Genomic DNA, 26,267 nt, shown 5'->3' on the forward strand with positions numbered 1-26,267 from the left:
GCCTTAAAACTAGTGTCTTATAAACTATAAATTTAAAATAAATTTAAATTTAAAATAAAGGTGTAGGAGTCAAAACTTCTGCACCTTTATTTTTGCGTACTTTGTGTTGTGTGCATATTAGAGTGGAACTTATGATTACAATTACGACTTCAAATTTGAATGGGATTCGTGCGGCTTGGCGCAAGGGGATGCTCGATTGGGTTCAAGATCACACGCCAGATGTGTGGTGTATGCAAGAGGTTCGCGCTCCGCAAGATGCGATTGATCCGATTATGAGTAAAATCAAGGATTTGTATACGTCTAAAAGTGGTGAATCTGGTCAAAATGACAGGCGATTTTCTGTTACAAATCAGATTTGTGAAATAAAAGGTAGAGCTGGTGTGGCGCTTGTAACGACTTTGCCAGTTGTAGAGCAGCGTTACGGTTTGCCTGGTTTAAGTGAAGACGTTGATTCTGGGCGATGGGTAGAAACCGACGTACATACTCCGCAAGGGTATGATATTACTGTTGCATCTGTGTATGTTCACGCTGGAAACGTTGATGATCCACAGAAAATGCAGCAAAAATTCCGCTTTCTAGATACTATGTTAAAGCGATTAGGGGAGCTTAGAGATATTGCTGCAAGTGGCGGAAATCAGGCGATTTTATGCGGTGATTTTAATATTGCACACACGCCTCTTGACATTAAAAACGCTAAAGCGAATGAGAAAAGTGCTGGATTTTTGCCAGAGGAACGCGCTTATATTGATCGTTGGATTAACGAGTATGAATTTGTGGACGTTATGCGTATGCTTGCTGGCGATATTCAAGGACCATACACTTGGTGGAGTCAACGAGGTAAAGCTTTTGATAATAACGTTGGATGGCGATTAGACTATCAGTTTGCAACACCTGAAATTGCAGAAACTGCGTGCGGATTCGTGATTGATCGTGCTCAAAGCTACGATTCTCGCTGGTCTGACCATGCTGCTTTAAACATAAAATATAATGTGTGATTTTGCTTTGCTTGTGATAGGCTGGTGAAGTTGAGTAAAAATAGCCATTAGAAATATGTAAAGTATTCATCGAAAAATGGCAATTAGAGCTTATTAAGAAGAATCCATTAGAAAAGAGGAGCCATGGGATGGTTTAAATCCAAGCGCAAGTCGAAAGCTGCCAAAGATGATGCTGAGAATCTTGCAGAATTTCAATCCCAAAATTCCGCTCTAAGCGATCTGACTGCAGGCGGATATGATGCAGACACGTACTTAGGACGCGGAAGTCTTAGAGGTCCATGGGACATGTCTGATGAGAAACTACCTAATTTAGGTACTTATGTTGATTTCGGCTCCATATATATACCATATTTACAAGGTATAGAGTTGCGAGTAAAAAAGCAGCGTGAAACTGGTCAAGTTCTTGGCATAACTGTTACATATAAATCTTCTAGCATTGAGGTTGAAGCATTTGCAGCTCCTAAAACAGAAGGAATATGGAGTGAAGTTCGTGCGGATTTGCTTAAGGGAAACTCTAATGCTAGGGAAGCGAATGGAGTTTTTGGCAAGGAACTCATACTTCCAGTCAAGGTTGACGATAAGACAGTGGAAACTAGAATTGTTGGTGTGGATGGTCCGCGTTGGATGCTTCGCGGAGTGTTTTCTGGGAGTGCTGCTTTAGAGTCGCAAAAAACAAGCGAAGAGACTGTGCTTCTTAACAAGTGGTTTAGTGATATTGTTATAGACCGCGGAACAGAGCCACTTGCTCCTAGAGATATGATTCCAATGCACGATTTGGTTGCTCCAAGTAATGCAGGTAAAGATGGTTCTGCTGGTTCTGACGATTCTGAAGAAAATCTAGGTCGTCCAAAGGGTCCACTTGGTGCAGATCAGCAAGTAGAAGTCAAAACCACGCTAACTCGTGGACCAATGTTTTCTGAAATCAGATAGTTAAGAGTCGATAGTTAAGAGTCGATAGTAAAAGTCAGGCAGCAAAGGATATTGTCTTGGAAAAAGATTCGCGCGGCAAAAAACGCTCAGGATTAGCCTCTTTGGCTTCTATTGGATCTGAAGGAAACACGTTTTCTGTTATTGACTCCCTTGGAGGAGTTCGAGGCGTAATTGAATCCATGCTGCCAGGCTTGCTGTTTGTTATTTGCTTTGTTGTAACGCGAAACGTACAAACAACGGTTATTGCGTCTGCAGCTCTTGCAGTTTTGCAAGTTGTAGCTAGACTTATTCAACGCCAGTCGATTATGGGTGCTCTAAGTGGGTTGGTTTCTGTAGGGATTTGCCTTATTTGGGTGTGGACGAGTCATCAAGCTCGCGACTACTACATGATGGGCTTTATTACAAACGCTGTGTATGGTGCGCTTCTTGCGATTTCTCTGATTGTGCGCGTGCCAGCGCTTGGGCTTGTGATTGAATCGATTCGCAAAATGCCTACGGAAAATTTTGGCTCGTGGCTGCACAAATGGCTTGATTATAAGCCGCTTAAGCGAGCGTATATGTATGTTACTGGATTGTGGATTGGTGTTTTTGCGCTTAGGCTTGTTTTGCAAGTGCCGCTGTATTTGGCGAATAACGTTGTCTGGCTCGGTACAGTTCGATTGCTTATGGGATTGCCATTCTGGGCGCTCGCAATTTGGGTTTCTTACTTGATTATTGCAACGCCGTTTATGCGTCTTCATCATAAAAATCGCGAAGAAAATTATCGTGAAGAAAATCAAATTGACGAAGATCAAAACGATGTAAATTCAAGTGAAGTAAAATCAGCTTAACAAAAATCAGCGTTAGAGAATCGGCTTAACAAAACGCAAAACTAAGGGGTAGTTTATGCAAGTGACGATGCGAATCGAGCGATATGCGGATCAAGGAAGATGCGTAGGTCATCTTGACGGACGCGTTGTATTCGTGCGATTTGCGCTACCTGGTGAGCTGGTTGTTGTGCGCATGGATGAGCCAATGCGTGCAAAAGCGCACTTTTTCACTGGAGAAGTTGTAGAAGTTTTGGAGCCTAGCGCGGATCGTGTGGAGCCGCAATGGAAACTCGCTGGTCCTTTGGCTCAGGGTGGCGGAGTTGGTGGCGCGGATTTAATTCATGTTTCTTTGCCTGGGCAGATTCGTTGGAAGGCGTCCGTAATTGCCAATCAATTCCAGCGTTTAGCGCATATGGATGTTGCGGATAGCGATATTACTGTTGAGCGCATGCCGGGGGATGAGGAGCTTAACGGGTTTAATTGGCGTACGCGCATGGAGTTGGTTGCGGATGATGAAGGGCGATTGTCTATGCGTAAGCGCGAGTCGCATGATCGCATTGCGATTGATACTATGCCACTTGCGTCGCGCGCGGTTTTGGCTGTTGCGGATTCTTTGGACTTGTGGAATCGTTCTTTCTCGCCAAATGCGCAAATTCGTCTTGCTGTTCCAGAGCCTAGAGTTGATGGTTTTGATTTTAATGATAAGGCTGCGCTTCTTAGTGCGATTGGCGAAAATTATGCGCTTATAGTAAATGATGAGTTGGTTGCAGGATCGGCATTGTTGAGTGAGCGTGTACGCGTTGCTGTTGATGGAGATTCATCGCGTATGCGTACTTTTGATTACGATGTTGACGCCCGCGGTTTTTGGCAGATTCATCGCGCAGCTCCAGAGCATTTGGTGAACTACGTTTTGGGATTAGTTCGTTCTGCGCTTGGTGGTCGTACTAAGAATACGGTTTTGTGGGATTTGTATTCTGGATCGGGTTTGTTTACGATTCCGCTTGCGACTTTGGCTAATGTTGGAGGAGATTCTTCTAGTGCTGTGGGTGCTCTTGGTACTACTGGCACTTTTGGTTCTGCAGAGCCAGCGCGCGTGCTTAGTATTGAGGGTGCGCCGATTGCTGTAAAGAACGCAAGGCGAAACATTGGGCGCGCAGGGCTTAGCAGAGATATTGTTGAAGCGCTTGAAGGGGATGTTGCGCAAACGCTTGAATCGCAGGTGTTTAAGGCGAGTAAATCGTCTAAAATTGTGCGCCGATTTGCGCATCCAGATGTTGTTGTGTTGGATCCTCCGCGCGCTGGTGCTAAAGCTCAAGTTTGTAAGCAGATTGCGAAGTCTGGAGCAAGAGCTGTTGTGTACGTTGCCTGCGATCCGACTAGTCTTGCTCGCGATGTTGGCACGTTTAGAGAGCTTGGATACAGCGTTCAGTCTTTGCGCGCATTCGACTTATATCCGGAAACTCATCACGTCGAGAGTGTTGTATTGATGTCAAAGGCTGATTAGGTGGGTGCATTTTTGCCCTTGTGTAGCAGGGGTTTGCAGGGTCTATCGTTAAAAGGTTTAGCGTGTGGTGGCTTTAAGCTGGGTTCTTGCGATTTTTGAGCGTGATTTTTCTGTATGAGGGAACATGTCGACGCTCTAGGGTTGAGTGCACAGGATGTTAACGTTAAAAAGTGCACCCACCTTGCACCCAGCTGGTGAAGTGGGAAATTGAAGTCATAAAACAAAAATAAGGTAAGATTTCACATATAAGGTGTGGTCGTACCTTATTTTTTGGTCTATAACCCGATAATTGAGAAAAATGAGCAATCGTAATAGAGGATAGTCTGCATATTTTCATGTGAATTTTATTTTCAAAATCATACATAATTCGCGATAATTACATTAATGCCAGGATGAAAGTTGGTGGAAATATCTGGTATATATGTGTTATAACATTTTCGTTGCAGTGTATTGACAAGACATTATAAATGATTTATAACTATGGTGAGAGTTGAGAATGCAACATTCGTCTATGATGTTGCGGATTTAGCTCTATAGGAGGTTTTTACTTGAAAGAGAGGAGATGATTATTATGAAGAAGCTAACACTAGAAGAATCTCGCTCGATTAGAGCTGGATGGATGTGCGTTGTCTGGGGTTTCATCTGCTGGGGATGATTCTCTAGTTCTGCATATGATTATATTACCAGATTTCATTACAACAGTAGATTAGGTTAGTCTCATTGTAGTGTTCTAACTGTAATCTGTTTGCGTAATTTAGTATTTGAGAAAATTGATTTGATTGTATGATGCTTTTTAACATTTGTGATTAAATCTGTAGCTTGGAGGCTATGATAGCCTCCACGCCTTGAAACTTTGAGGAGCTCAATAGATGGTGGCTTATCCTCATAATATGCAAAATTTGACTTCAGATTGCGGTATTGCAGTTATCAAATCATTGCTAGAAAATTATCATAGATTTAATGAAAGAAGTTTTAAATCGGTTGTTTCTAGTTTAGATATTGAGCAAGGTTTATCTTTGTTTAATATTGAAGAGGTTTTGAAACAATTCGGAGTTTACGGTTCTAGTTATGAAGTTGAAGATTTTCATCTTCTTGATTTTACTAAGCCTATGATATTACTGGTTGATAGCAATGGCGAAAATCATTATATTCTATCGTATGGTGTTAAAGACGGTAAAGCGATTGTATCTGATCCTTCGCATGTAGTTCTAGAACAGGTTAATTTAAACGAGTTAAAAGGGGTATTTAAAGGGTATGTTTTCATAATTGAAAATGTTGTGGAGCGTACTCATCAGGAAAAGTTACTGCAAAAACATAGTCATGTAAAAAAGAATCTTAAATTACATGTTGATCTTTTATATTTAACAGTGTTGTTATGCATAATTCCAATTATAATTATTTTCTCAATTCAATATTTTTTGATTTATCAATTGCGGAATCTAGTTATATGGCAAGTATTGGTAATCTTTATTTTTGAGACATTGCTCACGTGTATTTATGTAAAATTAAAGACGGAATATAATGGAATTGTATCAAATGAAGATTCTCTAAAGCAAGAAGCGTTGGCTTTTTCTTTTTTGGAAGATATAGACCAGTTAAGTGAAAAAGATGAGAATATCTATAATAGGCTGATAAAGTTTTGGAATAATTTTAATGCGTCGGACTGGCAGTTAAAGAGGTATCTTTCATATTTCGAATTAGTTTGTGTAGTTCTTATTTTTAGTGCGACTTTTGCTTTTAGTAGAGGGATAGCTTTGTTGTCGATCGTATGCATGCTTACCTACGTCATTATCTTCAAAAAAGGCATCGTGACAAGAAAAAATTATAATAGGAATTATTTCAATAATATGGGAGAGCTTTCTGTTTTCATTGAGGAATCGATTCATAATAAGCTGGATAGATCCATATTCTCAAGTAAAGAGGAAGTATCTACTTATCTGAAAAGCATATTGCTCAAAGTGAAAGATTCATTTGCTAAACAGCGAGAAAGCACAGCTCATATTTTGACACTTTATGATGGGGTTATGTATCTGAATTTAAGTTTGATTTTTGTTTATGTAATGCTTATGTATTCCATCAAAATGGATATGAAAGTTGTCAGCGTTTTTATCAGCTTTGTAATCGTTTATATGGTTTATAGTCTTGGCAAGCCCGCTATACAAAAATTTTTAGATTTGGAGAGATATTCTTCGCTTGATTCCCATTATCGTAAACCACCTGCTATTGATAGAAACAATGCAGCAGATTTTACTATTACTGGAATATCTTTAGAAAATGTTTCAGTTTCGTACAGTCAAGACACTTCAGTCTCAGTCCTTTCTGGAATATCAAAGCAATTTCGTAGTCATAGCTTGATTTTGGTTAAAGGGAAGAATGGAATAGGCAAATCGACTTTAATGTATGTTATTATGGGCGTAGTACCAGTGTCTGCTGGAAGTGTGCATTATTATGACTCTGATAGGGATTTGTATGGTTATCCAATAGAAATGATTCAGAGTAGAATAAGTTGTTATCAGCAAAATCAATTTTTAAACTATGCTTCTATTGGTAAGAATGTTGCATATGATATTTATAAGAATGCAAGACAGCCAGTAGATAATATTTTTAAACTTGATTTAGATAAGATAATTTTTTATAACGGTGTGAATTTATCGCAAGGGGAACGACAGAAGGTTTTATTGTCTAGAAGTTTGAATAAAGAAGCAGATGTGTATATTTTTGATGAGCCTACTTCAAACTTGGATGATTCTTCTAAGAAGATTTTTATAGACAAAGTCTTGGAGTTAAAAAAGACTGCGATGATTTTTATTGTTACTCATGATGCAATGTTCGATAAAATTGCTGATGAAATAATAGATTTGGATGTGATTAAGAAATGAAAAGCAAAAAATGGATATTTGCAGCTACCATAGTAATCCTCGGTCTTATCAGTCTGCTGTATGTAGGGTATAAGACAAATAATGTTCGTTTTGGTATAATTCGTGATGATTTGCCAACACTAGTTTCAGGAGATTATAAGAATAACGATAACTTATCGTTAAAGCCAGGAGTGTATGCTATTTATGCAAAGAGAGGCAAAGGAGAGATACGCTTTGCTGGAAAGCTGTACAAGCTTGATGATGCTCTTTTTGTGCGTGCTCAGAAACAGCCAGGAAATGTTAAAAATGCTGTTATCTACGAAGAGAGTCCTAAAATTTTTATTGGTGAAGATAGTAAGATTTCTGTAAAAGGAGATCGGAAATTTTTAGTTTCATTTGTTAAAAGGTAATCTTATGAAGATATCTCATTTGAAAAAATCATATGGGGGAAAAGTCGTTTTAGATGACATTTCTTTGGAAAGCAGTGCTGGGCAAATTATTGCGTTAGTAGGCAATAATGGTTCAGGAAAAACCACGTTAATGAAGTGCATTGCAAATTTGATAGTTGATTATCAAGGCAATATTGAATTGGACGGTTCACTTTCATTTGCTATTGAGAATCCATCTTTTTATGACGAATTTTCTGTACAGGATAATCTTAGAGTGTTTGCTGCTTTGATGGGGAGAAAAGACTTTAATTGTGATAAATTATTGCATCAGGTGAGTCTCGACGAAGCAAAAAATAAAAAGTTTAAACAATTGTCGCTAGGTATGAAGCAAAAATTAAATATTGCTAGAATATTGCTCTCAAATAGTGAAATTATTCTTCTTGATGAACCTTTCAATGGATTAGATGTTCTTACTATAAAGCAGTTAAAAGACACTATCTTGTCATTGCGCTCACAAGGTAAAAGCCTTGTAATTTCAAGTCATATATTAGATGAGTTAGGTGAAATTGCTGATATTGTATGGTATTTAAAAAAAGGGAAAATTCAAAAAATTGTTAATTTTAATGATAATCTAAGAATTTATAATGTGATTGTTGTAAATGGTGTGGATATTAGTGAATTGCTTTCTAACAGATATGAGGTTTTTTGTCGTAGCAAAGATAACAAAGAATCAACTTTTAGAATTAAATTGCCTAGAGAGGATATTGCCAAGGTTCTTAAATTGCTGATTGAGCATGGGGTACAAATCGTGGAATACAGTGATATTACGCATGATATTAAAGATTTTATGTTGGAGGAAGATGATGATGAAGTACTATATAAAATCAGAAATTATTAAGTTTAGTCATCAGAAGCTTTTCTTATTGTCTTTTGTTTTGTATTTGGCATGTTGCGTGTTTATAGTATTTCAGTCTAAAAGAGGTGCATTTTTATCACAATATAAATTCTTTTCAACGATAACTATACTATTTTTAAGCCTATATCAGATATTATCAATTGGTGAATGGCAAGAGAAGAAAATTATTCATCATTATCTAGAGTATATTCCTAATAGGATTAAATTATTGTGTTTTATATATGGTGAATACGTAAGCATTTATCTAGTCGTAAATTTGGTATTTTTGTCACTAAAATACTCGTCTCTAGGGATAGTTATGCATCAACTGCTCGTATATCCGATAATTTTCCTTTTGTATATTGCTATAAATATGAATCTGTTGATATATTTTGAAAAAGTTGGTGTTACAATGATTCTTTCCTTTATATTATTATGGATATTGCCGAATTTAATAAACATAATATTGTCTCAAACATCCGTGTATTCTTTTCAGATATTTTATTATTTATCACCAGACTCGTTCACCGCTCTTACGTCTGCAACTTGTATTATTGCTCTAATGTATATTGTTGTGTTTTTCCTATTGTCGTTATTACAATTTACGAAAAAGGAGTACTGAGTTATGAAAAGTGTAGTATCTCGTATACTTCCAGCTATTGTCATAATGTTATTCGTTGGTTTTATTGCATATATTCATTTGAGTGGCTTAAGACCCTCATTTTCAGTATTACAGGAGAATAATATCTCAAATCTTAAAACTGGAGAAGTGCTCTATTTTGGTAGTTCAGGCTGTGGAGCATGTCAGGAATTCAATAAAGTTCTAAAAGAATATCAAGATGAAACGCATACTAAAATTTATTATTGGGATGCCACAGACACGAAAATTGTGAGAAAGGCAGCTGAAATAAAGATTTACAATACTCCAACTATTGTAATGAGGAAGCGTGGGAAACTGGTAATTTCTCAAGGATATAAGAATTTGAAAGAGTTAAAGACTTTTGTAGAAAGCTAGTAGCGATGAAGAAGATTATTTTATACATTGTTTTAGTATTAAGTCTAATTGCAAATGCTTATTTTATTGTTGGACAAACTTACGAAAAGGATATGACGCATCCTACATTGACTATGTATGATAAGTTAAATAGCCTGTTGGAAAAAAATTTTGTGTTGCGCAATAATGATGGAAAGAAGCTTATAGTTTATTTTGGAAGGCCGGGTTGTGGTGATTGTAATAAATTTGATCAAATATTGGGGGAAATGATCGACAAATATAAAATTAGTGATAGATTATATTATGTCAATGTTGAGAGGATTCACGAAAATAAATCTGAATGGCTTCAGTTTAAGAAGAAGTATAACATTAAAGGTACTCCGACGTTGGCTATATATAATCATAGAAAATTGTTAACAAAACTAGATTTTGAGGAGCATGGCGGATTCTCTCTTAAAGAACTAGAGATGTGGATTAGTAGAAATCTTGTTTCAGAATAACTAATAATGCAAATGCTTGATTTTTATGGTTATTTCCTAGAAAGTGTGCATAGAATTGGTGTGTCGTTACCATATTCTCATATTCCTGCCAACCCTTTTCGTATAAACAAGTATGAATCCTCCCATGGTTTGTACGGGATTAATCGCGTTACCGTACCCTGTTATTTCTTCTTTTCCTCGTGAGGAGTATTTATAGTTTCTTGTTTAAAAAAACTTAACAGTCGTTTCATGACCAATTGTAACGGTTTTTGACGTGTTATATATTGGCGATGTTGCTTTGAATAAGCGCCACATGTTTTGCATCTCCATCGTGTTTTCTTTGCACCGGTTTTACCATTCTTAACCATCTTGTTGCTACATACACTACCAATGGGATTATTGCAAGAGTTCATCATTTAATTACAACAGTAGATTAGGTTAGCTTCATTAGAGTATTCTAATTGTAGTCTATTTGCATAATTTAGTATTTGGGGGAATAACCCTATTTCTATTTGTTACAAGTAAAACTTAGAACACCTTATACATTTTATGTGTTATCAAAAATAACAACAACAATTGTATGGCAAAAAATTATTGGATAGAATGAGTATTAAACCCAATGATAGGTCTTTTATATATTGTAATTACAAAGGAGAATTTCTATGAAATGTCATATTTTTAAGTCTACTGCTGTAGTTGTTGCAGCATTATCAATCTGTGTTTCTCTGGTATCAACTGCTCAAGCTAATGAGATAGTGGATAACGTACCAAGTGTTGTAGAAAGCAATGTCGGTGATGCGAATATAGATAATTATGCTAAGCGTCTTGAAATTATTTTTTCAAAGTATCTCAAGTTTGATGAAATTAATAAAAAATGGACTGTAACACAAGCAGGGGAGTTTTCTCATGTTCCGAAAGAAGTGCTTGAGAATTTAATTCATAAGCTCAATGCAAATGCATCTGTTGGTGAGATTTCGTCTAATGATAATCATGCAGTGCGTTCGAAGGATTATGTTAAATGTATAATTAAGACTACTGGTCTAATCGGTATTACTGGAGTATTTACTGCTACTTTCAAAAAGTTACTTGAAAAGCATCTTTGGAAGCAAGCTGCTATGTATATTTTAAAGGCAGTTGGTTCATCCGCATTTAGAGGTGGAGTTATGGGTCTAGCTACAAGTTTAGCAGCTTCTGCTATTTGGTGTTCGACTCCGTTTAGTGAGTGAGGAGGATATTCTCATGTACAAGGTTCTTATGTTCGTGCTGAAGTTGGTTATGTTTACAGCTGTGAATTTTATGTTCCTTTACTTGTCGATGGTGGTATTCGGCCATGATTTTGGTGTGATGTTCAAAACGTATGGAAATGCGCTCGGTCCGCTTATGTTTATGCTTGCTTTGATGACAACGATGTCGTTGCCTAATGAAGGAACTATTTTTGAGGGTAAGCGGCAAAAAGTGTGCTAAAAAACCGAGTTTTCGTTGAAATACCAAGGAAAACTTGCTGTAGTTAAGCTAAAAAAGCTTAACATTTAGTATTACTTGACATTGAAAACAAAAGGGGCTTAGGACAATTTTAGACATTTTGTGCAATCATAGCACGATGTTCCATAATTGTCTTTTAAGCCCCATTTTAATTCTGTGATTGTTGTAAAAATCAATATAAGTATGAATAGCTTGACGTAATCCTTCTGTACTATCCCAGTTATGTTGCAAGAAGGTTTTCTCTTGCCAGAAGCAGGCTATCTTCTTGATATTAAAAACCATAAATAGATTCAAAAATGCATGTTTAGACCATTTGAGCCAGTCTGTTTCATTATAATTATTCTCTTTAACTACTCTAATCTTGCGCTCTAAAAGTCCAATACGTTGCTTAAGTGGAATTATTTTGCCAGTTGTTGCATTAGAGAAAATACTGAAGCATATAAGAGTTTACTTAATAATTTATTAGCTCTTACTGTTGTTATTACTGATGGGAATGCTGGCGCGTTGAGCGCTATTAAACAAGTTTGGCCAGAGACTCGAGTACAACGCTGTTTAGTACATGTTAAACGTAATATACGCGTATTAACTACAAGCAAGCTTAGGCTGCAATCACATAAGGCTTTGTGGGGTTTAGCTAAAAAGTTAGTTAAAATCAGAACGTTGAAAGAATCTGATTTATGGGTTAATTTACTACAGAAATCTTATAACCAGTGGAAAGATTGGCTTAATCAAAAAACGTTCCGTAGGAATGTTTCTGAAGAGAATATTCCTTCTTGGGTAAGAAGTAATCAACAATGGTGGTATACGCACCAGAAAGCACGAAAAGCTTATAATCTGCTTGCTATACAAGTTAAAAATGGTACGCTATTTACCTTTCTTGATCCTTTACTGTTAGAGAAAACTAGCGTTCCTATTCTCCTAGTACTACTAATGCTTTAGAAGGTGGTATAAATTCACAGATAGATAAATTGGTAAGTGTTCATAAAGGGTTATCTGAAGATCACATGCGTAGAGCTATAGAGTGGTGGTGTTACTTCAATAGTGAAAATCCTTCAGATCCTAAACAATTTATAACTGCTGAATGTTTTAAACCAAAAACTAAAAGAATTATTATTGATGATAATCCAATTGGACCAGCTCATTTAGACACTGGGTTTAACTTATGTAAAGCTGACTATCATCCAGATATTGCAATCAGAAAAGGGACTATGTGTTAAAGACACGCCGACTAATAGACACACTTTTTGCCGCTTACCCTTAGTTTCCCCCTACACGCACGACAGGATAAATCGGGCTTGACACTGCAAAATCATTCACAAGCATCAAGCCCAATACGTCAATTTCCGATCATTGCAACCATTTTGGATTCACAGCTGGAATTCCCGGATATAAATTCGTATTTTTCTGAGCTGTCAAATAGAGAAAATCTTTATTAACTTTTATTTTTTTCAATAATTTTCCAGTCTTCCTATCAAATCGTTCGATAACAAAATCTTTCAAATCAGAGGTATCGATAATCGATGGTATACGAACTATTTCATGGTTTCCTACCAGCAAACGATAGTTGACGCCCGCTGACGACTCTTGACGCGTAGTTTTATCTAACAATCGGCGAAGAACACCTGTTTGCGTATCAAGAGTAAACACTCGTCCATTCTCGGTATCAACAATATGAAGAAGCTTTTCATCGTATGCCTGTGCGTTTATGTAGCCAGCAATCTCATAAGAGACCGTGGTCGGACCATACAACACTTGACCTTTGCTGTTCTTCAATGGAATTGTTGTTATTTTACCAGTTTTCACATCCCATCGCACAAGAAAATGTTCCTGAATAGCTTTAACATCATCAGCAGAATCGCTGTGTTCTACTGCCATATCCTTTGTGCGAGCAGACGATGGACCATACGAATATAAGAAAGTAATCACACCATTGTTGCATCGTGGGCTATAAGCAGCATCAATTACTCCTGTAGATTCATTTTCTCCTTGATATAATTGCTCACCCACCATGTCTTTTTCATGGTGCCGCGATACCTCATTTAGGCCAACATTTGCTTCATTGACCATGCGATACAACACAACTTCATGCTTGTCTGTTTGAGCAATTGCATACGCTTGATTGCCACAGGTAGAACAAGTTTTAATAAATAGGTTCTCTGAAAATTGTATTGTTTGCTGCTTACTCTCACCTTTAGAAGTCGTAGAAAGAATCTTATATGTTGTTTTACCTCTATGCTTCATCATGCTTTCGTCATACAGATCAACAAAACCGCCATTAGCAAGAGAAAATGCAAAATTCTGACGTTGCACCTTTTCTATAGAGTTTACCGTAGGTTTTCCAGCGTTCACTGGTATGAAATAACTATCACGGGAATCTGTATAGTGAAGCGCCTCAGTATTCCAAATTGGCGTTTGGCCTTCTATATTGCTCACCTTATGCAGCTTAAAACTGCCATCTTCATAAACAATTGACATAAATGCGCTGCCATTGGGAATAAGAGATGTCTGAGGGTTATGCAGCGGGATTGCAACAACCGCATGCTGCAACCGAAGATTTTCAAATTTCTCCGAATGAGCAGATACTGTATATTCTGTCGATAAAACCCAATGAAAGGCACCTACAGTAACGGCTGCAATTACAGCAATTATACCTATAACCCCGAAAATCCAGACTACTACTCTATGAGTTTTATTCCCAGTTGTGAATGAAGATTGAGGTGCAGCATTACGCACATAATCATCATTCACTCTCTTGTGAGCTTCAGATTCATGAATAAATTTTTTCCACATAATGACCGCACCTCAACTACTGAACATATTGATATTCCCTAACATATCCAGAATTTTTAATATCATATGGCCACACATATTCACCACTACCAGTATCCAAATCAATACCAGCACCATAATAATATGCAGCCCACACTAATTGAGAACAGTTAAGACCTCCCCAATCATTTCTATTAGTATCAGTAATATCTGCATTGTAACCCCTACCAATATAACCAATTGCCCGACGCGCCGCTTTATCGCGGTTTCCCTGGGAAGTTTTTACTTCAAGAATAGAGGCACCGCCGGCTGCGACACTATTTTTCCTTGATACTCGATGAGCATTCTGGAACATCCCTACTGCTTCGACAATATCATCACGATTAACATAAATTCCAGTATGCCCATGCTTCCAAACGAAAAATGATGAATTATTAGAAACAAAAATATCTCCTGTATGACGAGCTCTTGGTAACTGTGTATTCCCACTTCTTACAGAGAACCTCGCAGTATCTAACACTGAATCACGAACCGATTTCTCCACCCTACTAGCAATCGAGTCAGGGCTCTCACCAGTGCGACGCGAGGTCTCCTTTATCTGCTCATCAATTTCTTTTTCACTGAGTGTGTGATTCAGATAAGTTGATATATCCCCCAGTCTTTGCTGATAATTCTCATTATTATCTTGTCCAAATGCCAATGGGGAAAAAGTAAATAAACAAGCAGCAGAAACAACTACAGATAGACTTCGCATTATTATATTTTTCATAATATCTCTTTCTCGATAAGAAGGCATACTATGCATCTTTACAATAGTAAAACACCTTGCTCTTATTGTACGCTTCTATGAAAAAATATGCAATACTCTTTCCCTGCAATCTCGTGTATGCAACCCCGTATATGTGCGTATTTGTCAGGTTTTTGAAGAGCCTCTTTAGCATAGTAATAACTTTAACGTTTTATCTGAAGTGTTTTAATCAGAAGCTCTAACGGTAACACTAAAAGTAGTTAGGCCTATAACACTTTTTGCGGAGTGAGGATTTCTGATATTAATACGGTTGGGATTATATTAGATTTGTTGGGATTGTATTAAATACAGTTGGACTTTATTAGCTACGGTTGGGACTCTATTAGAGCGTGGCTAATGCTCGTTTTGTTTTCTAAAACGAGTGTTGTTTAACGAGAAGGGGGGTGAAAACATTGTTAACGCTTAAACCTCAAAGCACGTAGCTTTCAAGGCAAGTGTGGTTTTTACATGTCAAACTGTTATAAAAACGAGATTATTCCACTCTTTTTCACACTCATGATACGGGTTTTAAGAAAGAGCGGGTAAATGCTGTAAGAATTTTTGGAACAATTAACAAGATTGTGGTTAATGATTAATCAATAAGACACTACTAATAAACAGTTAAAGCCTGATTAGCTATAGGGCGATGAGATACGTCAATAGGATCCTCATGGTTTTTCATGACTCCTATGAAGTACCTCTATTCTACTATGGCTGTTTTTCAGGTATTAGAGTCGGTACTTCATAAAGTATCGGCTCTTTTTTGTATGTGTCTTCACCCTACCGCTGCAGGCGGGAAGGGTGAGCATGAGGACTCGCAAAACTAATAGCAATGATTGAGCAACGTATAAGTATACAAGTTGTGTTCGTAATGAAGATGGTAGTTATAGTGAAGAAACTATCGAGATTAAGCCGGGCGAAAATGGTGTCACTGAAGCTGATATTAAGATGCTTCACTCAATGGATGACAGTGAGGTTTACTACAACAATAAGAACCTGCGTCCTACTAGAACTGTTGAAGAAAAAGCTGAGATTAAGGCGTGGAAAGAAGAATATATCCGGAATTTTAATCTTAAGCACGGTTATGAGCCTAACAAGGATGATGTTGATTATGCTGCTGAAGAGCATTTCCCGCGTAACTATAATCTTTCGCTTGACTTCGATGCAGATGGTGAGCTTGAAGTAGATAAAAGTCATCTTGCTGAAGCTCTCAGTACTACTGATGATTATGGTTTTATTACCAACGATTATGGTTTTGAAATGTCAGAAGAAATGGAGAATGCGTTTTCAACACTCACTGACAAGCAACGTCAGGTTATTCGTTTGATGTTTATTGAAGGATACACTCAGTCAGAGATTGCAAGCATGCTTGGTATCTCGTCTGCTGGCGTGAAAAAGCATCTGGATAAGGCTCTCGAAAAGCTTAGAAAAACGCGTTAAAAAAAATTCTAGAAATTTTTTAGGAGGAGGTTAAAAACTCCTCCTTTTTCTTTGCCTGTGATGTGTAAGGAAGAAACCCCTTATAGAAAGGAGGCAAAACTCGTGAAACACAAGATCGTTATTAACGTCACCGGTGAAAACGGTGAGAAGAAACAGGTTCTACGTGGAGCTGTGATGCGATTACCTCAGCGGTTTATCCGCTGGCTGTTTGGTGATTACTCGCAAGTCTACCTATTAGATTCCGGGAAGAGTGTTCAGTCAGTTGATGTCAAAGAAGTTTAAGGAGGAAAAACCGTGAACAAGAAAATTATGAAAGAAGTCATCAAAGACTTGGAAAACTTAACAGCTCATCTTAAAACGCTATTTGATGAGTCTAACGTTAGTAAAGAAAAACCATCTAAACCGGTAGAGAAACCAAAGCAGAATACAGTCAGTCTTGAGCAGGTTCGAGCGGTTTTAGCAAAACTTAGCCAGATGGGAAAGACAGCTGAGGTGAAGAAACTCATCGTTAAGCACGGTGCGCAAAAGCTCTCGGATGTTCCTGAAAGCGAGTATGAGAGCCTGTTGCATGAAGCGGAGGGAATTAAAGGTGACTAAGCATGCTTTACTTTCCCCATCTTCTGCTCACAGGTGGATTAAGTGTACTCCTAGCGCTGTTTTAGAAGAAAAGTTTGAAAACACTACTTCTGCAGCGGCTGAGGAAGGAACGGCGGCACACGCGTGGTGTGAGTACAAGCTGAATAAGCTTCTTAACCGTCCGTGCGAAAAACCGTCCACCGAGTATGACTCAAACGAGATGCAGGAATGCTCGGATGCTTACGTGGATTTCGTAATGGAAAAATACGAGCAGGCAAAACTTAACTGCCAAGATCCTATCCTTCTCATCGAGCAGAAGGTTGATTTTTCAGCTTACGTGCCTGACGGGTTTGGAACAGCGGACTGCATTATTGTAGGCGAAAAAACGCTGCAGATTATCGACTTTAAATACGGTCAAGGCGTGCTAGTGGATGCTTACGAGAATCCTCAGATGAAATGCTACGCTCTTGGAGCTTTAACGCTTTTCGACAGCTTGTACGAGATTCAAACTGTTGAGATGAGTATTTTTCAGCCAAGACGTGACAACGTATCCACTTTCACACTACCTGTCGCGGAGCTTATTTCTTGGGCTGAAAGCGTGCTTAAACCTAAAGCAGAGCTTGCTATTAAAGGCGAAGGTGAATTTGAAGCCGGTGACTGGTGCAGGTTTTGCAGGGCAAAAGCCACGTGCCGTAAACGTGCGGAAGAAAACCTTAAACTTGCAGAATTTGAGTTCAAACCGCCTTCTGTTTTAACAGATAGTGAGATTGAAGAAGTGCTCACGCTTATTCCGCAGTTAACGAAGTGGGCTGATGATGTTTTAGCTTACGCCACAGATTCCGCTATAAACCATGGTAAAGAGTGGAGCGGTTTCAAACTCGTGGAAGGACGTTCAGTTCGCAAGTTTAAGGATGAGACAGCTGTTATTGAGAAAGCGAAAGCTCATGGCTTTACCGACATTTTCAAAACTAGTCTTATCGGTTTAACGGAAATGCAAAAGCTGATGGGCAAGAAAAAATTTGAGGATATTCTGGGCGACCTCGTTATAAAACCGTCTGGAAAACTTACGCTCGTACCCGATTCGGATAAGCGGGCAAAAGTCAATGTAACAAATGTAAATCAAGAATTCAAAAAGGAGAATTAGTACTATGTCTAAATTAAATAACACGAAGGTTATCACTGGTAAGAACACGCGTCTTTCCTATTTCAATGGTTGGGAGCCAAAGTCTATTAACGGCGGCCCTGAAAAATATAGTGTTTCACTGCTTATCCCTAAAAGTGATGTTGAAACAGTAAACGCTATTGAGAAAGCTATTGATGCTGCGATTGAGGAAGGTGTCGGCAAGTTCGGCGGTAAGAAACCAAACAAGGCTGCTCTTAAAACACCACTGAGGGACGGGGATATTGAGCGTGATGATGAAGCGTATAAAGGACATTACTTCATTAACGCGAACTCAACCACGGCTCCGCAGATTGTAGACAAACAGGTAAAACCAATCATGGACCGTAGTGAAGTGTATTCAGGCTGCTATGCGAGGGTTTCCATCAACTTCTACGCTTTTAACTCTAACGGTAATAAGGGTATCGCTTGCGGTCTTGGCAATATTCAAAAAATTCGAGACGGTGAGCCGCTCGGCGGACGTAGTCTCGCAACTGATGATTTTACGACTTTAGAAGATGATGATTTTCTAGCATAAGGAGCGTGAGTTAATTATGGAAATTGTTATAGCGGTTTTTATTTCAGTGTTTATAGGAGTATTACTTCTTGATTTCACGGTAAAGAAACTCGTGAGTCTTTACGTTGATATTAAACACATTCTAAATAGGAATTAGAAGATTCCTGAAAATAGGATTTAGAAGATTCTATAAGTGGGGTGGCAGGTTTTCTGTCACCTCTTTTATAAGCTTGGAGGTGATGTAATTTGGAAAATTTGAGTGTGGATTTGGAAACGTTTTCGAGTGTAAATCTTGGTAAATGTGGTGTTTACAAGTACGCAGAATCGGATGATTTTGAAATACTGCTCTTTGGCTACAGTGTGGACGGTAGTGAAGTTAAAGTCGTTGACTTAGCACAAGGTGAAACCATACCCGAGGTTGTGCTTTCTGCTTTAACGGATGAAACAGTGACTAAGTGGGCGTTTAACGCTCAGTTTGAAAGAGTCTGCTTATCACGCTACCTGCGAGATAAAGGCATCAATGTTAACCCCGGTCAGACAGGAAAAAGTGAAGGCTTGTTTTTAAACCCAAGCTCCTGGCATTGCACAATGATCTGGTCAGCCACCCTGGGACTTCCCATGTCTTTGGAAAGCGTGGGAGCAGTATTGGGGCTTGATAAGCAGAAGCTCACTGAGGGTAAGAATCTTATTAAATATTTCTGCCTGCCGTGTAATCCTACGAAAGTAAACGGTGGAAGAACAAGAAACAAGTATTTTCACGATAAGGAAAAGTGGGAGCTGTTTAAATCGTATAACAAGCGTGATGTGGAAGTTGAGATGAGTATTCAAGAAAAGCTCTCACGCTTTCCCGTACCGGACTTTTTATGGCAGGAGTTTTATCTCGACCAAACCATTAACGATCGTGGGATAGGAATAGATTCTCTTTTTGTTGAATCAGCCATAAAACTCGACCAGGAGGTGAAAACGCATCTCATGGATGAGCTTAAGCATATTACAGGTTTAGAAAACCCGAACTCAGTGTTACAAATGCGCTCTTGGCTTAAAAAGCATGGTCTTGAAATGGAGTCGCTTGGTAAAAAAGAAGTCGCTAAAGAGCTTAAAACAGTGGGTAAAGAGTTGGCGGAAGTTTTACGTCTTCGCCAGCAGCTTGCTAAATCTTCGGTGAAAAAGTATACGGCGATGAAAAACGCTGCCTGTATGGATTATCGGGAGCGTGGCATGTTTCGCTTCTATGGTGCAAACCGTACCGGAAGGTTTGCGGGAAGGCTTGTGCAATTACAAAATCTACCACAAAACCATTTGCCTGATTTGGCGGAGGCTAGAAGTCTTGTTAAACAGGGAAATGTTGAAGCTTTGGAAATGCTTTATGAGGATATTCCGGATACTTTATCCCAGCTTATTCGCACTGCTTTTATTCCACGCACGGGATTGAAGTTTATTGTCGCAGACTTTTCAGCGATCGAAGCGAGAGTCTTGGCTTGGCTTGCGGGTGAAAAATGGCGTATGCGAGTATTCGCGGAAGGTAAAGACATTTACTGCTCGTCAGCATCTCAAATGTTTAGCGTACCTGTTGAAAAACATGGAGTAAACGGGCACCTGCGGCAGAAAGGTAAGATTGCGGAACTCGCTCTTGGATACGGCGGCTCTGTTGGTGCGTTAAAAGCTATGGGAGCACTCGACATGGGTCTTAGAGAGGATGAGCTTCAGCCACTTGTTGACGCGTGGAGAAAATCTAACCCGATGGTAACCACACTGTGGTGGGATGTGGACAGAGCGGTAAAACAGTGCGTACACGAACACATTTCTGTTCGAACACACAATATTGTGTTCACTTACAAGAGTGGGTTTCTTATCATCAAACTGCCGTCTAAAAGATGCCTTTACTATGTGAAGCCACGTGTGGAAGAAAACAAGTACGGTGGTGAATCAGTCACCTATGAGGGTGTGGGGTCTACTAAAAAATGGGAGCGGCTGGAAAGCTACGGGCCTAAATTTGTGGAAAACATTACGCAAGCTATAGCTCGTGACATTCTACTTTACGCCATGCAAACGCTGAAAGAATATTGCATCGTTGCTCACGTGCATGATGAAGCCATTATCGAAGCCGATAAAAGCGTGAGTGTTCAAAGCGTGTGTGAGCTAATGGGAAGAACACCACCTTGGGCAGAAGGGCTTGTTTTACGAGCTGACGGCTACGAGTGCGAGTTTTACAAAAAAGATTAAAAAACCGTCAGATTTTATTCTTTCCCAAGGCTACCTCATAGGAGGTGGCCTTTTTATGAATATGGAAGAACAACGCAAGGTCAAATTGCTAAGAGATGAAGGCCTTAGCTATACGCAGATTGCAAACCGTATGAATATTTCCGTTAATACGATTAAAAGCTACTGCAAACGTAACAGCCTGGGCGTAATCCAGTCTACGAAAACACAGACGGCATTATGTGAATCTTGTTCAAAACCAATCAAGCAAAACACAGGAAGAAAAGTTAAACGTTTCTGCTCTGATGCGTGTAGAAACACGTGGTGGAACAAGCATACACAGTTGGTAAAAAGACAGGCAAACTATGAGTGCACTTGTCTTAACTGCAAAAATTCTTTTATCTCTTACGGTAATAAAACCAGAAAATACTGCTGCCACGCCTGCTATATAGAACATCGTTTTGGAGGTGAGCATCATGCAAATAAGTAATGATGCTCACGGGCTAACGGATGTTAAAGCGAGGGCTTGGACGAAAGAGAGTATGCAGGCGGATTTTCGTTTTGAAATAGCCGAAAAACTTACCGCTTCACTCTTTAAAAAAGGGCTTATCAACGAGCAAGAAAAAGAAAAAATAAGCCGTCTTAACAGGGAAAAATTTCACCCGTTTTACAAGGAATTATTGGGCTAAAAGCTTGATAAACACTGCTTTTAGAGTGATGTATATGACTGTAAGAAAGTGAGGTGAGATGATGAAAATGATAACAAAACTGGAAGCCAAACAGCCGGATAATTCTCTTAGAAAAATACGGGTTGCAGCGTATGCGAGAGTTTCTACCGACAGTGATGAACAGCTTCTCAGTCTAGAAGTGCAGAAGGAGCATTACGAAAACTATATTAAGTCTAATCCATGCTGGGAGTATGCGGGACTTTACTTTGACGAGGGTATTAGCGGTACGAAAATCGATAAGCGTGAAAGTCTTAAACAACTGCTTAAAGACTGCGAGAGCGGTCAGATAGACAGGATTATTACAAAGTCTATTAGTAGGCTTGCAAGAAACACGGTTGACTGTCTTGAAATAGTTAGAAAACTTACCGGTCTCGGTATTTATTTGTATTTTGAGAAAGAAAACATTGATACCGAGCATATGAGTTCAGAGCTCATGCTTTCTATCTTAAGTTCCATTGCACAAAGTGAGTCAAGATCCATCTCGGAAAACAGCATGTGGTCAATTCAAAAAAGGTTCGAAAACGGAACCTATGTCATTTCTTCCCCATCGTATGGCTATAAAAACGAGAACGGGAAAATGATTATCGTTCCAAAGGAAGCTGAGGTTATAAAAGACATCTTTAGTATGGCACTTTTAGGTAAAGGCGGGCATGTGATAGCTAATGAGCTGACGGCTAAAAAGATTCCTGCGAAAAAAGGAGCTAAATGGTCTTCGACTACCGTGAACGCTATTTTGAACAATAAAACATACACAGGGGATGTGATTTTTCAAAAGACATTTACAGACGATAATTTTAACCGCCATAAAAACCGTGGCGAGAAAAAACAGTATGTTATTGAAAACCATCACGAGGCTATCATCAGTCATGAAACTTTTAATCTTGTGCATGAGCTGAGACAGAAGAGAAAATTAAAACTAAATATTACCGGCGGTAGTAATAAATATCTTGCTAGATATGTGTTTTCAGGAAAACTTTACTGCGGTAATTGTCATAGTAGGTTAAAGAAACACGACCGGCATAAAAAAGATGGAGCCTATGTTGTTTGGTGTTGTACCAAGCATATACGTGAAATTAAATGCTGCCCTATGAAAGCTGTAAAAGAGGAGTATGTTAAATTAGCTTTTCTTCAAATGCTTAACAAGCTCAAAGCAACATACGCTCAAATATTAACGCCTTTCATAAAAAGCTTAAGAAACGTGAATAATAAAGACGGATTGAACAAAGTTATTGGACTTGAAGAAAAAATAGCTAAGCTGCAAGAACAGGAGCAAGTACTCAGTAAGCTTTTCGCCGGTGGCTACATTGAGATGGATTCCTACTATCTGGAAAGCAATCAGCTTAAAACGGAAATAGATACTTGTCTTAAGGAAAAACTTCAGCTTTCCAACAGCTTAAACGGTAACTTAACGCACTTAAACGAGGCACAAAAACTTCAACGGTTCGTAAGCGTCACAGAAGTATTTAGCGAGTTTAAGGACGAGGATTTTTTGGATTTTGTAGACAATGTCGTAGTTAAAAGCAGAACAGAATTTATTTTTCATTTGAAATGCGGATTGGAATTAGAAGAAGAGGTGAAAGAAACATGGCACACATCCCATATGGTTACAGAATAGTAGACGGTAAAGCGGTTATAGACGAAAAAGAAGCTCAAAAAGTGAGAGAACTTTTCCGTAAATTCTTAGAATTTGGAACGATTTCTGAAACGGCTCGAGCGGTGAACATTGATAAAACACATTCTGTAATTAGCAATATTTTGAAAAATAAAACGTACTTAGGAACATCGCTTTACCCGAGTCTTTTAGATGAAGAAACTTTTTATAAAGTTCAGCAGTTAAGAGCCAACAATTTTAGAAGAAAACCTCGTACAACAGAGCTAAAACCTTTAATTACAACAAATTTCACGTATGAAATAGGCGTTATAGAAAAGAAATACGATGATCCTTATCGGCAAGCAGCATACGCGTACAGTCAAATCAAGGAGGTGTAAAATGAATGCCAACGTTACAATTATTCCACCAAGAAAAATAGCGGGTAATACGGTAGATAAGCATAAAGATAAGCCGAAGTTAAGAGTAGTAGCGTATTGTCGTGTCAGTACTGACAGTGAAGAACAGGCAACAAGTTATGACACGCAAGTTCAGCATTATACGGATTATATTTCAAGAAATCCTCTCTGGGAATTTGCCGGCATTTACGCTGATGACGGTATTTCAGGAACCAGCACGAAAAAACGTGTCGGTTTCAACGACATGATCCACGATTGCATGAGTGGCAAAGTAGACATGGTTATCACTAAGTCGATTAGCCGTTTTGCGAGAAACACTATCGACTGTTTAAAGTTTGTCAGACAGTTGAAAGACAAAAACATTCCGATCATTTTTGAAAAAGAAAACATCAACACCATGGAAGCAAGCGGAGAACTATTGCTTACTATCATGGCTTCTTTAGCTCAACAGGAATCCGCGTCACTTTCTCAGAATGTGAAGCTTGGACTTAAGTTCCGCTACCAGGAAGGCAAAGTGCAAATCAACCATAACTGGTTTTTAGGATACACAAAAGACGATGAAGGGAATCTTGTAATTCTTGAACAGGAAGCAAAAGTCGTAAGAAGAATCTATAGAGAATATTTAGAAGGAGCAAGCCTTAGAGACATAGCGGAGGGTCTTGAAAAAGACGGTGTTAAAAACGGTGCCGGGCATTTAAAATGGCACTTGTCTAATATTAAAACCATCTTGCAAAACGAAAAATATATTGGTGATGCTCTTTTACAAAAAACCATCACGACAGATTTTATTAACCATGTTCGTATAAAAAATGATGGAACAGAACCACAGTATTATGTAAAAGATAGTCACGCGTCTATTATTCCAAGAGATATTTTCTTTAAAGTTCAAGAAGAAATGGTAAGACGAGCCAACATGTTTAGTGGTGAGGAGAATAAAAAAAGGAGAGTTTATTCCAGTAAGTACGCTTTATCCAGCCTATGTGTTTGTTCTAAGTGTGGGGATGTTTACAGAAGAATTGCTTGGAACAATCGAGGAGTGCGTTCTGTTGTTTGGCGTTGTTGTACCAGATGGGAAAATGGTCCTAGTGCTTGCGATGCTCCGACAGTAAAAGAGGAAGAGCTGCAGTCTGCCATAGTGAAAGCCATAAACAAGGTGTTTAGTATATCGGGTGAAGTATTAGACATGTTGAAGAATAATATTAGAGAAATTATCGCGGGCAATAACTTAAACGAGATTGAAACGGTTGATAAAAGAATTGCAGATAAACAAGCGATACTATTAACCTTGCTTAAAGCTAAAAAAGACTACACGAAAACTGCCAACGAGATTGATGAGCTGAAAGGTAAGAAACAGCAGCTTCTTATAGAAAAAGCAGGTCAAGAAGATGCTAAAAGACGAATCAGAGAAATGGAAGATTTTCTGAAAAGTGAGCGTCACGATATTAGTGAGTATGACGAGAAGCTGGTAAGAAAGTACATCAAGAAAATAAAAGTTTACGAGGACAGGTTCAGCATAACTTTTAAATCAGAGATTAGTGTGGATATTGAAAGGGCATCGTAAAAGTCAAAAGACTGTGAGCATTTGAAATGTTACAAAAGTCAGCCTAGGGGGAATCCTCTCTAGGCTGTTTTTATGCTCAAAATCAAGCTATTAAGCCAATCTTAAACCTTTTAACGATAGCCTTTTCTATCGTTAAAAAGTGCACCCAATATCCATAGTGTGCACTCAAAAAAGTGTAGCTATACTTGGAGTTCTCTCAATCCACGTCGAGAGTGTCGTATTGATGTCAAAGGCTTAATAGGTGGGTGCAAATTTGCCCTTGTGTAGCAAGGCTTAGCGAGGGCTATCGTTAAAAGGTTTAATGTGCGGCGGCTTTAAGCTGGGTTCTCGTGATTTTTGAGTGCAGTTTGGCTGTTTGAGGGAAGATGTCGACGCTCTAGGGTTGAGTGCACAGGATGTTAACGTTAAAAAGTGCACACACTTTGCACCCAGGCTGTGAAGTGGGAAAATATAGCTCAAAAGGTAAAATGAAACCTGATTATTAGTATGTGCACGAGGAGGTGCTTAAGGAATGGATAATAAGAAGTTTATCGCAGAGACGAAAGATGTTCGTTTAACGGTGAAACGTGCTGATACCTTTGGCGTGAGCTTTGTTAACTGTGAACAAGATATATTGAGGGTTGAGGAAGCGCAAAATGTTATAAGGCTTATTCAAACTAAAAAAGTCTCAGCTTCGAATTGGGTGAGGTGGCTTACTCAGGGTATGCCTGAAATTGTTGTGAGTTTGCCACATGATGTGGAAGTTTGTGAGGTTGAATCTGATTCTAATCAAGTGCTCATCACGGATATTGAGATTGGTAAGCTTTATGTAGAAGTGAACAATGGCAAGGTAGAAGTTGTTAATTTGAAGGCGGATGATGTCTTTCTTAAATGTTATAATGGGTTGGCTTCAGCAACAAACGTAGAAGTAACTCATGTTTGTACGCTTGATACGTTAAATGGCATGAGTATTTTAGAAGGAACAATCACCAAGGATGCAAGCCTTGAAGTAGATTGTGAGAATGGTGTCACCGAGGTTTCAGATAAGAAGAAGGTAAATTGTAAAAACGATGGATTTGCGCATTACATGGTGCACTGTCTTAATGGGAAAGCTATTGCGAAGTAGCAGACATATAGATCAAAAAAGAAGCAATAAAACTTGATATAAGTTGGAATTAGAGCGTATATAGACATACCGATAAAGGAGGAA

The 26,267-nt window shown here is 38.6% G+C and carries 27 protein-coding genes and 2 pseudogenes; 25 read left to right on the forward strand and 4 right to left on the reverse strand.

From position 1 onward, the window contains the following. Positions 1-131: 131 nt before the first annotated feature. The 10 genes from P0106_RS03600 (at position 132) to P0106_RS03645 (ending at position 9,874) form a co-directional block, all read left to right on the forward strand. On the forward strand, positions 132-995 hold the full coding sequence (locus P0106_RS03600; protein WP_004113341.1) for an exodeoxyribonuclease III: 864 nt from the start codon (positions 132-134) through the stop codon (positions 993-995). 123 nt (positions 996-1,118) lie between these two features. Beyond that, positions 1,119-1,925, forward strand: coding sequence for a DUF3710 domain-containing protein (locus P0106_RS03605; protein ID WP_004114681.1), 807 nt, complete (start codon positions 1,119-1,121; stop codon positions 1,923-1,925). A 56-nt stretch (positions 1,926-1,981) separates the two neighbouring features. Beyond that, the gene (locus tag P0106_RS03610; RefSeq protein ID WP_014554438.1) at positions 1,982-2,755 is read left to right on the forward strand and encodes a DUF3159 domain-containing protein; all 774 of its coding nucleotides are present in this window, start codon (positions 1,982-1,984) and stop codon (positions 2,753-2,755) included. Between the two features lie 55 nt (positions 2,756-2,810). Continuing rightward, positions 2,811-4,238, forward strand: a complete 1,428-nt coding sequence (locus P0106_RS03615; protein WP_004117453.1) for a class I SAM-dependent RNA methyltransferase — start codon at positions 2,811-2,813, stop codon at positions 4,236-4,238. An 869-nt stretch (positions 4,239-5,107) separates the two neighbouring features. Next, positions 5,108-7,117 (forward strand): ATP-binding cassette domain-containing protein, encoded by a 2,010-nt coding sequence (locus tag P0106_RS03620; RefSeq protein ID WP_014554440.1) that lies wholly within the window; start codon positions 5,108-5,110, stop codon positions 7,115-7,117. Beyond that, entirely contained in the window at positions 7,114-7,506 is a 393-nt protein-coding gene (locus P0106_RS03625; protein ID WP_004114689.1) for a hypothetical protein, read from the forward strand. The genes P0106_RS03620 and P0106_RS03625 overlap by 4 nt, the downstream gene beginning before the upstream one ends. Before the next feature lie 4 nt (positions 7,507-7,510). Next, complete coding sequence (locus P0106_RS03630; protein ID WP_016828760.1) at positions 7,511-8,383, forward strand: ABC transporter ATP-binding protein; 873 nt, start codon at positions 7,511-7,513, stop codon at positions 8,381-8,383. Continuing rightward, positions 8,352-9,002: a hypothetical protein gene (locus tag P0106_RS03635; protein WP_473730459.1), complete on the forward strand. Its 651-nt coding sequence runs from the start codon at positions 8,352-8,354 to the stop codon at positions 9,000-9,002. Before P0106_RS03630 ends, P0106_RS03635 begins: the two co-directional genes overlap by 32 nt. Positions 9,003-9,005: 3 nt before the next feature. Continuing rightward, complete coding sequence (locus P0106_RS03640; protein ID WP_004114695.1) at positions 9,006-9,395, forward strand: thioredoxin family protein; 390 nt, start codon at positions 9,006-9,008, stop codon at positions 9,393-9,395. Between the two features lie 5 nt (positions 9,396-9,400). Next, positions 9,401-9,874: a thioredoxin family protein gene (locus tag P0106_RS03645; protein ID WP_004114696.1), complete on the forward strand. Its 474-nt coding sequence runs from the start codon at positions 9,401-9,403 to the stop codon at positions 9,872-9,874. Positions 9,875-10,035: 161 nt separating this feature from the next. Here P0106_RS03645 and P0106_RS03650 read toward each other — a convergent pair whose 3' ends face one another. Further along, entirely contained in the window at positions 10,036-10,269 is a 234-nt protein-coding gene (locus P0106_RS03650) for a transposase-like zinc-binding domain-containing protein (RefSeq protein WP_415681754.1), read from the reverse strand. A 246-nt stretch (positions 10,270-10,515) separates the two neighbouring features. Here P0106_RS03650 and P0106_RS03655 point away from each other — a divergent pair, with 246 nt between their 5' ends. Together P0106_RS03655 and P0106_RS03660 are read left to right on the forward strand one after the other, a co-directional pair. Next, complete coding sequence (locus tag P0106_RS03655; protein ID WP_410311418.1) at positions 10,516-11,079, forward strand: hypothetical protein; 564 nt, start codon at positions 10,516-10,518, stop codon at positions 11,077-11,079. Further along, a complete protein-coding gene (locus P0106_RS03660; RefSeq protein ID WP_230455139.1) occupies positions 11,072-11,317 on the forward strand; it encodes a hypothetical protein in 246 nt (81 codons plus the stop codon). The genes P0106_RS03655 and P0106_RS03660 overlap by 8 nt, the downstream gene beginning before the upstream one ends. Before the next feature lie 126 nt (positions 11,318-11,443). On the opposite strand, the gene P0106_RS03665 is transcribed toward P0106_RS03660, so the two are convergent. Next, a complete protein-coding gene (locus tag P0106_RS03665) occupies positions 11,444-11,617 on the reverse strand; it encodes an IS3 family transposase (protein ID WP_410311419.1) in 174 nt (57 codons plus the stop codon). A 132-nt stretch (positions 11,618-11,749) separates the two neighbouring features. Between P0106_RS03665 and P0106_RS03670 the strand changes: the two are divergent. Then, a pseudogene (locus P0106_RS03670) lies at positions 11,750-12,552 on the forward strand (transposase); the annotation flags it as partial. A 130-nt stretch (positions 12,553-12,682) separates the two neighbouring features. Here the strand turns inward: P0106_RS03670 and P0106_RS03675 are convergent. Further along, the gene (locus tag P0106_RS03675) at positions 12,683-14,125 is read right to left on the reverse strand and encodes a hypothetical protein (RefSeq protein WP_004125695.1); all 1,443 of its coding nucleotides are present in this window, start codon (positions 14,123-14,125) and stop codon (positions 12,683-12,685) included. Positions 14,126-14,141: 16 nt separating this feature from the next. Next, positions 14,142-14,909 (reverse strand): hypothetical protein, encoded by a 768-nt coding sequence (locus P0106_RS03680; protein ID WP_004117145.1) that lies wholly within the window; start codon positions 14,907-14,909, stop codon positions 14,142-14,144. A gap of 789 nt (positions 14,910-15,698) precedes the next feature. Between P0106_RS03680 and P0106_RS03685 the strand changes: the two are divergent. The 12 genes and pseudogenes from P0106_RS03685 (at position 15,699) to P0106_RS03740 (ending at position 26,183) form a co-directional block, all read left to right on the forward strand. Further along, positions 15,699-16,331, forward strand: a pseudogene (locus P0106_RS03685) (sigma-70 family RNA polymerase sigma factor). 102 nt (positions 16,332-16,433) lie between these two features. Then, complete coding sequence (locus tag P0106_RS03690) at positions 16,434-16,613, forward strand: hypothetical protein (RefSeq protein ID WP_473730453.1); 180 nt, start codon at positions 16,434-16,436, stop codon at positions 16,611-16,613. A 12-nt stretch (positions 16,614-16,625) separates the two neighbouring features. Next, on the forward strand, positions 16,626-16,928 hold the full coding sequence (locus tag P0106_RS03695) for a hypothetical protein (RefSeq protein ID WP_014554450.1): 303 nt from the start codon (positions 16,626-16,628) through the stop codon (positions 16,926-16,928). Continuing rightward, positions 16,921-18,051, forward strand: a complete 1,131-nt coding sequence (locus P0106_RS03700; protein WP_473730454.1) for a DUF2800 domain-containing protein — start codon at positions 16,921-16,923, stop codon at positions 18,049-18,051. The genes P0106_RS03695 and P0106_RS03700 overlap by 8 nt, the downstream gene beginning before the upstream one ends. A 4-nt stretch (positions 18,052-18,055) precedes the next feature. After that, positions 18,056-18,604 carry a DUF2815 family protein gene (locus tag P0106_RS03705; RefSeq protein ID WP_004117141.1) on the forward strand — a complete coding sequence of 183 codons (549 nt, stop codon included), beginning with the start codon at positions 18,056-18,058 and terminating at the stop codon, positions 18,602-18,604. Positions 18,605-18,829: 225 nt separating this feature from the next. After that, a complete protein-coding gene (locus P0106_RS03710) occupies positions 18,830-20,806 on the forward strand; it encodes a DNA polymerase (protein WP_473730455.1) in 1,977 nt (658 codons plus the stop codon). 55 nt (positions 20,807-20,861) lie between these two features. Next, positions 20,862-21,272, forward strand: coding sequence for a sigma factor-like helix-turn-helix DNA-binding protein (locus P0106_RS03715; protein ID WP_285085362.1), 411 nt, complete (start codon positions 20,862-20,864; stop codon positions 21,270-21,272). Continuing rightward, positions 21,259-21,471 (forward strand): SHOCT domain-containing protein, encoded by a 213-nt coding sequence (locus P0106_RS03720; protein ID WP_285085360.1) that lies wholly within the window; start codon positions 21,259-21,261, stop codon positions 21,469-21,471. The genes P0106_RS03715 and P0106_RS03720 overlap by 14 nt, the downstream gene beginning before the upstream one ends. Positions 21,472-21,532: 61 nt before the next feature. Then, positions 21,533-23,125: a recombinase family protein gene (locus tag P0106_RS03725; RefSeq protein WP_415680550.1), complete on the forward strand. Its 1,593-nt coding sequence runs from the start codon at positions 21,533-21,535 to the stop codon at positions 23,123-23,125. Then, positions 23,095-23,499, forward strand: coding sequence for a recombinase family protein (locus tag P0106_RS03730; protein WP_101889399.1), 405 nt, complete (start codon positions 23,095-23,097; stop codon positions 23,497-23,499). Before P0106_RS03725 ends, P0106_RS03730 begins: the two co-directional genes overlap by 31 nt. Position 23,500: 1 nt before the next feature. Then, positions 23,501-25,078 carry a recombinase family protein gene (locus tag P0106_RS03735; RefSeq protein ID WP_473730456.1) on the forward strand — a complete coding sequence of 526 codons (1,578 nt, stop codon included), beginning with the start codon at positions 23,501-23,503 and terminating at the stop codon, positions 25,076-25,078. A gap of 511 nt (positions 25,079-25,589) precedes the next feature. Then, the gene (locus P0106_RS03740) at positions 25,590-26,183 is read left to right on the forward strand and encodes a DUF4097 family beta strand repeat-containing protein (RefSeq protein WP_004111245.1); all 594 of its coding nucleotides are present in this window, start codon (positions 25,590-25,592) and stop codon (positions 26,181-26,183) included. Positions 26,184-26,267 lie beyond the last annotated feature (84 nt).

It is taken from the genome of Gardnerella sp. c11Ua_71 (assembly GCF_055818025.1).